The sequence below is a fragment of the Paraburkholderia ultramafica genome (genome assembly GCF_902859915.1).
GTDB lineage: Bacteria > Pseudomonadota > Gammaproteobacteria > Burkholderiales > Burkholderiaceae > Paraburkholderia > Paraburkholderia ultramafica.
Window position 1 is genome coordinate 1 of the sequence record NZ_CADIKK010000168.1, and the last position, 557, is coordinate 557.

2 pseudogenes are annotated in these 557 nt (G+C 55.3%); one reads left to right on the plus strand and one right to left on the minus strand.

The features are described from left to right. Positions 1 to 169 (plus strand): annotated as a pseudogene (locus HV744_RS37940) (integrase); the annotation flags it as partial. Between the two features lie 278 nt (positions 170 to 447). Here HV744_RS37940 and HV744_RS36710 read toward each other — a convergent pair. Then, positions 448 to 557, minus strand: a pseudogene (locus HV744_RS36710) (IS6 family transposase); the annotation flags it as partial.

Consider the following 557-nt stretch of genomic DNA (forward strand, 5'->3'; position numbering starts at 1 on the left):
TGCCCGGCTGGTTCATCGGTGGATCGCGTCAATCGGCCTTGACGACACTGCCTACGGTACCCACACGATGCGCCGGACCAAGGCGTCTTTGATCTATCGTCGCACGAAGAACCTCAGGGCTGTTCAGTTGTTGCTCGGTCACACGAAACTTGACTATGTCCCGCGCTGAACTATGTCCCGTGATTGGTGGGAGCGTCAGCCCATAGTGGATTTGCGGCATGGTCGCTAGACATTGGCATTCTCCCTTGTAGGCACTTTGCCTGAAAGGAGAAGCTGGTGGAACATTCTTACGAGAACGCGGACGCGCTGGTCCGCGCCGTCCGAAGCGCAACTGCGGAACCCCTTGTAGAGTTCGTTGGCTCGCTGATCAAGCAGCAATACGCGCTCAGCTAGGCTCTGTCGCAGTAAGAGCGTTGGGATAAACTGATGAGCTGTGTTGAGGACTACTTACGTTAGCAACGAGTAGAATTGCTCAGCAGGCGTCTGGGTGGTGGCGCTGCTTTTCATTTGCCCTTTCATGATCATATGCATCGTCTCGATGCCGCCGAGAATGATGC